The following is a 7,940-nucleotide window of genomic DNA, read 5'->3' on the forward strand; positions in this document are numbered from 1 at the left end:
TACCTGGGTTGGCGCAGGATGCTGGAGCGTTACGGAAAAGGCGTAAATATCAAAGCATGTTTGCATGAGGCGCTGGGGCGCCCCATGCAACACGTCATTTGGACATAGCCAAAAAAAGACGCCTGATGGCAATTGGGCAATATCACGATATGGATAATGGCCGGGTGTGCGAGCGGGTGGATACAGGGCCATACAAGAGTGGCCTCGCAACGTAAGCCGTGCGTAAAGCAATGTGAGCCTGCTCCCAGATAGCTGATTCAGCCATTTGATATCTAAGAAATTTTTATTGCATCCTCGGCCCAGCTTGGGTAAAACTCTCTCCCCACGGAGAGATGCCGGAGTGGCCGAACGGGATTGACTCGAAATCAATTGTGGCAGCAATGCCACCCAGGGTTCGAATCCCTGTCTCTCCGCCACTTATACCCTTCAAGCCCGTGCCAGTCGCGGGTTTGGTTTTATTTGTGTTTGCTGGCCCATACTTTAGCCCATACTTCCGGCCGCCCATCGCCCACTTTCCTCGTCATGCCCATTGCTTTTCGTTTTTGGCTGGATTGCGCAATTTGCGCAGTTCCCTAACCAGCTCAATCCACCGCAATCCCTTGTGCTGCTTAGGCTGCCAGCTAATTAGCAACAGTTTTGCGCAGCCCGCAGTTGTTATTCGTTTTTGGATGAATTGCGCAATTTGCGCAGAATGGAGATCAGCAAGATGCCATCCAGATGAGAGGGGTTGCCCTGGTCGGCTGGGGGTGTGGTTTGTAGCTGGTTCAGCTACGTTGTAGCCGTTGTGGTTCGAGGGTAGAACTTAGAAGCTGGAATGCCAGTTTTCATCTGGCTCGTATGCCGGTTTAACTGCGGAGTTTGCGGCCAGTAGTGGCGAGGGGTGTGGCGGTTTACTGCCGATTTGGGTGCGGAGTTACTGTCATGGTTACCCGGACACTGTCCGAGAAACCGTGACTCGGTGGCTACCTGGTTAATCGGCTTGAATCTCAGCCAATTGGCGTAACCGTGCCCAGGCCGTAGCGGCCCAACGCTTCATGGCATAACGTCTCGAGGTGATCCGCTTTCGCTCCAGCGCTGCCAACCGTGCGTTCTCACGTGCGACCAGCTCCGCATCTATCTCGGCGAGCCTCTTTGCCTGCCTCCTGTCCAGCTCGGCCCGTACCTCCTCACTCATCAGGATGCGACCGTGAGGCCAAGGTAGCGGCAGATACCCCTGCGCGTAGGTTGTCAGCCTCTCGAACAGATATGTTTCGAACGGGTGCGGCGGCGGAAATATCGGTGCCATCCTAAGTTCGGTCTCTGGCCTTCTCTGAGACGATGGCGGAGCGGCCTCTTGAATGGGGGCAGGCTCCTTTGATTTGGTCATGGTATTTCCTCAATCGCACATGCTGGCAGGCGTCTGGGTTGGCGTACCGGTTGGTGGGACATCATACACAAACCAAGTCAGCAGCAGCGCGGCTTTCAGCGTACCGGTCGGCGTACCGCTCCTACCACGCAGATATGACGGAGTTGGTTTTCATCTGCCCACACTTGCTCCTGTCGGTAACAGAGCCTCGCTAGCTGGGCAAAACTGCCCGGGTTTCTGGGTAAAACTACCCGGATTCACGGGCAGAGCTAGCCGATCAGGTTATCTAGGATCCGCTCTGCCTCGGGGGCGTCGTCCCGCTCACTGCCCATCAGGTAGCGCAGGGTTGCCCGCGCCTCTTCCCTGTTTCTCGGTCGCAGTTCAGCCAGCAAACCAAACACAAACCAGTCGCGAGCATGTGCCTCTATGCTGTTCTCGTAATAGCCTTGCGTGTCGCACGCATGGCGCAGCCGGTACAGTTCGTTCCAATAGGCCAGCTCATGAAGGCAGTCGCTCAGGGTGTGCGGCATCAATTCCGGCACTGCCTTGAACCGCTCCGCGACCTGTTCAGGCGGCAGTTGCCAACTGTCTTGCTCCAGCCCTCTCAGTACCTCCTGACAAAACGCCTCCGCCTGGGTGTCGTCCCACAGCGCATCCCCGAACCGCCCGATGGCTTCGGATTCATTGGCTCGCCGTTCAATGGAGCGCTCGGCCAGTCCATCCAGATTGGCAAAGCCGATGCTGCCAAGGCCCGCGAGCATGTGACCCGCCTTAGCCACCAGCCATTTGCCGTAACGCTGCTCCAGCTCGCCGGGCGGGGTGGTGATCCGCCCTGCCGCCTCCTTGGCCTGGGCAATGCGTACCGGGTCGCCCGTCCCTATCACTTGACGTAGCCAGAGCAGGGCGTCGATCTCCTTATCCCCGGTCACCACTTCCTGCTGCGGTAGCTCTGGCACCGCTGGCAGTGTCTCCCCGCTGCTTTGTAGTGGCGGCAAGGTGAACATGGCCCGGTGTCTTGGGTTGTCGGTGAACAACCCCGATCTGCTGACGATAGCTTTCACCGTTCCCAGAGAGAGGCCAGCCAGAGAAGCCACCTCACTCAATGAATGGGTGCGGCGCAGGGTGATCACCTGCTCGCGTTGTTCGTTGGTCAATCTCAATGCAACCCCCTGTTGCGGCAAAAGTGTGATCTTGATCGGCTCGTACCGCTCTATAGATGAAAAAAAACGGTGGTTCCGGTGGTTTTGTGGTTCCAACTCCCCGCCAGCCCGCGCCACAACAGGGTTTATTGGTGAACCACTTGTGACTTACCCACTGGTTCTTAGACCCCCGTCACTGGTTCCGACCTAATATCGACCCCATTGAGGAACCAGTGGAACCAGTGCGGAACCAGTCGATTCTTATACAGTGGTTCCGTCTCTATCCCTTATGTTGTAAGGGTTTGAGGATGTTAGGAACCAGTGAACCAGTAGAACCACTGTTTTTCCTTTGTGCTCGCGCATGAGGCTGGCAAGAAAAAGGCCGCACTCGGCAGCCCTCTGTTCACCTCAACTTTTGGCGCTTTCGCCATGAGACCGCCCAACAAACAGCCCTTTTTTGCCCTAGGCATTGGAGGTCATGTTTTGATGGCTGCCTGCTTAAACCATGCGACCACGGTATTGAATGGCACCTCCAGCGATTCGGAGATCTCGGCGCAGCTCATACCCTCGACCTTCATGGCAACGGCCCGCTCTCGCACCTCCCGGGCATACTTCGCCTGCTTGCGCTTGCCCAATCCCTCCAGCTCCTTCCAGTTGACTATGGTCTTAGGGCTTACTCCCAGCTCGGCGGCCACAGCCATAGTTCCAGCACCAGCACACAGAAGTTCGCGCGCCCTACGCCTCAGCTCCTTGCGACCTTCCCGCGTGGCATTGGCCTTAGCCTGCTTGACCAGACCCGGCACACCTCTGCTCCACCGCCACAGCGTAACCCTGTTCACCTCCAAGGTAGCTGCCACCTCCTGCCGGGTTGCGCCATCACACAGCATAGCGATCCCCTTGGCCTTGGCAGCCTCCTGCTGCTTCTCTCGCAACATGTTGGAGTTTTCCAGCTCACCAGGGCGGGCGGCCTTCACGTAAGATCGGACGGTGCTCGGGGCGACGCCAAGGCGCTTACCTACAGCCCTCAGCCCTCCCACCTTGCCCCACGATTGCGCAGCCACCACATCGAGCCCCATAGCTCGAAACTCCCCCACAGTCAGTCCCGCTTGACCTACTCGCATGAAGCAAAACATCGGAACGTGCCCCGGTACAACAGCCGGTGTCACCTTCACGATCTGGCCCTTCTTCTTGGCCCGCACCCGGACCGTTTCGCGCCCGGTGCTAAAGTCTTGCGCATAGTCGGCCCGGTAGCCCTTACCCCTGATCTTAGTCAGGTAGGAAAGCCAGCGCGTCACCTCCGGCAGCGCCACACCACCACGCCCTACCATCTGCCAATAGTTGTCACAGCGACCCATGGTCCCGCCCATCTTGCCCCAGACCTTGGCGGCCAGCTTGTTGATTCCGATCCCCTGTTGAACCCGATCGCCGTCGAGAATCAAGGCCATATGGTAGTGGTGCGCCTTGGCCGTCTCCCGCTCACGCGCCCAGACGTACCCCGGCTTGTGGTCGTACTCGCGTCGGATCTGCTTGGTCATGGCCTCAATGAAGCGGGTGATCATGGCGTTGTCGTTGCCGCCCTCTGGGTGGTGCAAGTCGATGCGGACAATCAGCACTCGCCCAAACTCGATCAGCTTGGCATCAACGTGCCGGATCATGCGCTTCATCCAATCCACCATCAGCGGCGAACGCTTTGGGCCTGTATTGAGCGGATACGATATCCCGTCAACCTCAAGCTCCCTCGCTTGCGTAGTATCCCCGGCAATCTTGCCCTGCTTCCGGCTTGTCCTCATCTGCCGCGCCTGGTGAATATCGCCCATGCAATCCCCTTAATGGCCACGCGGTATCAGCCCTATAAATTCCTCTGAACTGCTATCAGGGGAAAAAGGGTATTAGTTCAATACCGCGCGATTTTTGTAATTGGTAGTAACGATCGAATGCCGCGCCAGCACAGACGGGGCGCGGCCTCCAGCAATTTGAGTGCTTGCTCTTTTGGCGGTAATCGCATGGCGGTAATCGCAAACCGATACGCTGCCAGTCAAAGGCACTCAGGCTGCCACCTCCTGACAGATACCCACTTCTGCCCGCATCTCCCCCAGCAAGACACAGAATTGAGCCCTTTCTTGGCGACTCAGGTCTGTCTGCTCCAGGATGTCGGCAAGCTGTTCAAGTAGCGCATTCATCTTGGGTTGCTTGGTCGGGTTCATGCGGCACCCCTCCCAGTCGGAGTGCGGGACAGGAACACCAGAGGCAGGCCAGCCAGAGCAATACGGGCTTGGGCTTCGGTGTCAGCAACGGCGGTAATGGTGCGGATATGGGGCAAGTCTGCCACGCGACAGGCGCGGGAGCGTTGGATCAAGAATGTGAAGATCATTTGGGTTATCCCTACGTGAAGTTGACGCAGGGCGGATCGGGTAGCCGCAAAGCAGTGCTCACGTAGGCAGGCACAGTGGGGGCGTTTTCTTTGGCTCCCGACCCATGCCCCCAAAACTGGATAAATCCCCGGCAGGGTGCCGGAAATGGGGGAAAGGGATACAGATTTTCCTACGTGAGTCACAGCTTGCGGGTGCTTAATCCGCCAGCCACGCCGCCACTTGCTTAAGGTGGCGACAGGGAAGATCGTACCTCGTTGGACGCTATCGGACAAGAGGGGAGTAACAATCATCGTTTACCCTCCCGCTCGATATGCGTAGCCAACATCCCAGCAAGCCGGTCTTTACGCTCAGCAAAGGCCATCCCGGCCTCGATTAAGGTAGCGTTATGGCGCTCCAGGTAGGCGATCAGCTCGAGCTGGTGTCTGCTCATGTGCTGTCGAACCTCACGGGTGACACCCTGCTTTTCAGCCCATCGTTTGGCATCCATCCCCAACACCAAACGGTTAAGCATGTTTGCCTCGTTGCCATAGTGGCGGGCCAGTGTCTCTTTGCCCTGCCCGGTACGGTGCTGCTGCAGTGCCCGGCACATGATGGCGTGATAATCCTTGCAGGCTGCACGCTCTACATGCCAGCGGGCCATGGCTAGTGCATGTTGTTCGGGTGACACTTCAGCAAGCCGGCGTTCACAGTCGATGAAATAACGGCGGGCACGGCGACCTTCATCGTTGCGCTCGACCATCGCCAGCTCTTTGCCCATGTCGAGGCAGATAGCGTACTCCTTCTGGGGTCGGCCTCCCTGGGGGTTTTCGCCAAATTTGGCGAAAACTACATAGTCCACTCCATCCGCAAAGCCGTACTCGGCAATGCGATCCTTAATCCAGTTGGAGAAATCACGCCCCACCTTCAAGAAGGCGTGAAGCTCGCGGGCGTTGATGGTCTGAACCGACTTACCCTCGATGTGCTGCGATGTCAGCGGCAACCACTTGGCAAGGGATGTCTTGGCCTGTTGGTTGAATTTGGGCAAAGCTTCGCCCTGGGCGGTAAGCCCATATTGTTCGTTTTGCATGGTGTTATTCCTTAAGCGACTGGCGGGAAATCGTCTGAGTTGAAGTCGGGGTGTGGCCACTCTGGATTTTTCAGAACGTAGAGCGCCACGTTACGGCGTTCACGTCCACGGAAAGGAACCAAACCTTGGATCACGGTCTCAATGTTGAAACCCTGTTCACGCAACTCATGGATACGTGCCGCAGCTTCGGGAATGGCATGATCTGCAGTCAGACAGAGGCTCAGCGTTGGGCCTCTGCGTAGAATGCTCAGTACCTCCGCCCGTTGTCCGGTGACTATCGGGATAGCATTGATGGTGGTATGCTGTGCTTGCTCAAGCTTGGTCGTGCCGTTCTTCTCGGTGCGGCTATTTTTTTTGTCCATTTCTCTCTCCTTATGCCGCATTCGCGCAGCGTTGTTCGAGCCATTCCACAATGTCCCTTTCACGCCAAGCAACCCGCTGAGGGCCAAGTCTGACGGGTTTGGGGAAGCGTCCTTTTGACATCATGTCGTAAAGGGTGCTTCGGGATAGGCTGGTAATTTGCTCAACCTGCTTGCGGCGAAGCATGGTTACTTGGCTCAAGTCGATTGCCATGTCTGATCTCCTGATACAAAAAAACCCGCACAATGGCGGGTTATGAGTGAGGTGAAGCTGCGTTTTTCTGGGGGAGTATCTTGTTGTGCGCCTCCAAAGCAAAAACCCGGCGCTAGGGCCGGGTCTGGAAATGAAAAGGCCCAATCTCGAAAGACTGGGCCATGATGGAGAAATCCTAACGTTGGACTAGCTCGGAGTCAATAGGCGCAATTTGGCAAGTTACGCAATCTTGATGATAACCCCACCTGCTTCATCAGCAACATATTGTCCCCACAGCTCCATGAGCCCACGTCGTTTCTCCAAAGCATCTCCACGCCAATACGCAGCCTCGGCTCCCTGCGCCACCACATGAGCAAGGCACATCTCGCAGATCTCCCTTGGGTAGGTAGTGCGTTCGGCTGCCCAATCGCGAAAGGAGGATCTGAATCCGTGAACAGTGAAACCTCCTGCGCCATGTCGCCGCATGAACATGGATACTGCCATGGCAGAAAGAGGGCGCCCGTGTCGTTGCCCCGGGAACACATATGGCGATCCCTGAATTCTTGGCAGGCTTTCGAGTAGGGAAACAGCTTGTTTATTGAGGGGGATCCGGTGCTCCCGTCCAGCCTTCATCCGACTTGAAGGGATTGACCACTCCTGTCGCTCAAGGTCGATCTCATCCCATGTAGCCCCCAATGCTTCACCGGCCCGGCAAGCAGTGAGGATGATCAGCTCCAGCGCCCTGGCACTCGAGCCCTCGATCTTGGTGATCTGGTTGAGGAAGAGGGGGACGTGCTGAAATGGCATTGCGGCATGATGTTTCACCGCGGCTACTTTGGAGCGTTTAGGCAGCAGTTTATCCATATGACCGCGCCACCTGGCTGGGTTCTCTCCGGAGGTGAAACCACGAGCTTTAGCCGCATCCAAGATCAGCTCAATGCGATTGCGCACACGAGAGGCGGTTTCGGTCTTGGTCTGCCATATGGGCTGCAGGATTCGCAGCACATGTTCGGTGCTGATCTCACTCGGCTGTAATTTGCCAATTACCGGGTAAGCGTATTGCTCCAAGGTGTTGCCCCACTGCTGGGCGTGTTTGATGCTCTTCCATCCCGCCTTATGGGCTTCAACGTACAGCTCACCCAGCTCACGAAAGGTGGTTGCCCGTCCCGCTTCCTCTTTGGCGGCTTTGGCTGCTGTTCGTTTCTCGCCAATAGGGTCTCCACCTTGTTGAATCGTCCGACGAGCTTCAAAAGCCAAGGTCCTGGCATCTGCCAAGCTGACTGCAGGATAAGCCCCGAGCCCCATATCGCGAAGTTTACCAACTTGGCGATAGCGGAAAATCCAAGAGGCGCCACCGTGAATTCAGATAATAAGTGCAATGCCCATGGTGCATAGGAGAGAGGCGGTCAACTACCAGTTAGGGTACGCTTCTTCTCGCCAAAGAAACAAAGCGATACACCATGAAA

General features: G+C 56.7%; 8 protein-coding genes, 1 tRNA gene and 1 pseudogene. 2 read left to right on the forward strand and 8 right to left on the reverse strand.

The features are described from left to right. Positions 1–108, forward strand: a pseudogene (locus ACB040_RS20490) (IS1595 family transposase); the annotation flags it as partial. 218 nt (positions 109–326) lie between these two features. After that, a tRNA-Ser gene (locus ACB040_RS20495) sits at positions 327–416 on the forward strand. A gap of 1,198 nt (positions 417–1,614) precedes the next feature. On the opposite strand, the gene ACB040_RS20500 is transcribed toward ACB040_RS20495, so the two are convergent. The 8 genes from ACB040_RS20500 to ACB040_RS20535 form a co-directional block, all read right to left on the reverse strand. Then, entirely contained in the window at positions 1,615–2,505 is an 891-nt protein-coding gene (locus ACB040_RS20500) for a hypothetical protein (protein ID WP_005340551.1), read from the reverse strand. 455 nt (positions 2,506–2,960) lie between these two features. After that, positions 2,961–4,301, reverse strand: a complete 1,341-nt coding sequence (locus tag ACB040_RS20505; protein WP_371156299.1) for an inovirus-type Gp2 protein — start codon at positions 4,299–4,301, stop codon at positions 2,961–2,963. 228 nt (positions 4,302–4,529) lie between these two features. Then, positions 4,530–4,688, reverse strand: coding sequence for a hypothetical protein (locus tag ACB040_RS20510; protein WP_179214431.1), 159 nt, complete (start codon positions 4,686–4,688; stop codon positions 4,530–4,532). After that, the gene (locus ACB040_RS20515; protein ID WP_371156297.1) at positions 4,685–4,855 is read right to left on the reverse strand and encodes a hypothetical protein; all 171 of its coding nucleotides are present in this window, start codon (positions 4,853–4,855) and stop codon (positions 4,685–4,687) included. The genes ACB040_RS20510 and ACB040_RS20515 overlap by 4 nt, the downstream gene beginning before the upstream one ends. Before the next feature lie 287 nt (positions 4,856–5,142). Continuing rightward, a complete protein-coding gene (locus ACB040_RS20520; protein WP_371156295.1) occupies positions 5,143–5,922 on the reverse strand; it encodes an antA/AntB antirepressor family protein in 780 nt (259 codons plus the stop codon). A gap of 11 nt (positions 5,923–5,933) precedes the next feature. After that, positions 5,934–6,284 (reverse strand): helix-turn-helix domain-containing protein, encoded by a 351-nt coding sequence (locus tag ACB040_RS20525; RefSeq protein ID WP_088869461.1) that lies wholly within the window; start codon positions 6,282–6,284, stop codon positions 5,934–5,936. 10 nt (positions 6,285–6,294) lie between these two features. Further along, a complete protein-coding gene (locus ACB040_RS20530; protein WP_088869460.1) occupies positions 6,295–6,495 on the reverse strand; it encodes an AlpA family transcriptional regulator in 201 nt (66 codons plus the stop codon). A 219-nt stretch (positions 6,496–6,714) separates the two neighbouring features. Beyond that, entirely contained in the window at positions 6,715–7,836 is a 1,122-nt protein-coding gene (locus ACB040_RS20535; RefSeq protein ID WP_371156301.1) for a tyrosine-type recombinase/integrase, read from the reverse strand. Between the last annotated feature and the right edge of the window lie 104 nt (positions 7,837–7,940).

Origin of the sequence: Aeromonas sp. S11(2024) (assembly GCF_041402345.1) — a bacterium.
In the GTDB taxonomy this organism is placed as follows: domain Bacteria; phylum Pseudomonadota; class Gammaproteobacteria; order Enterobacterales; family Aeromonadaceae; genus Aeromonas; species Aeromonas veronii.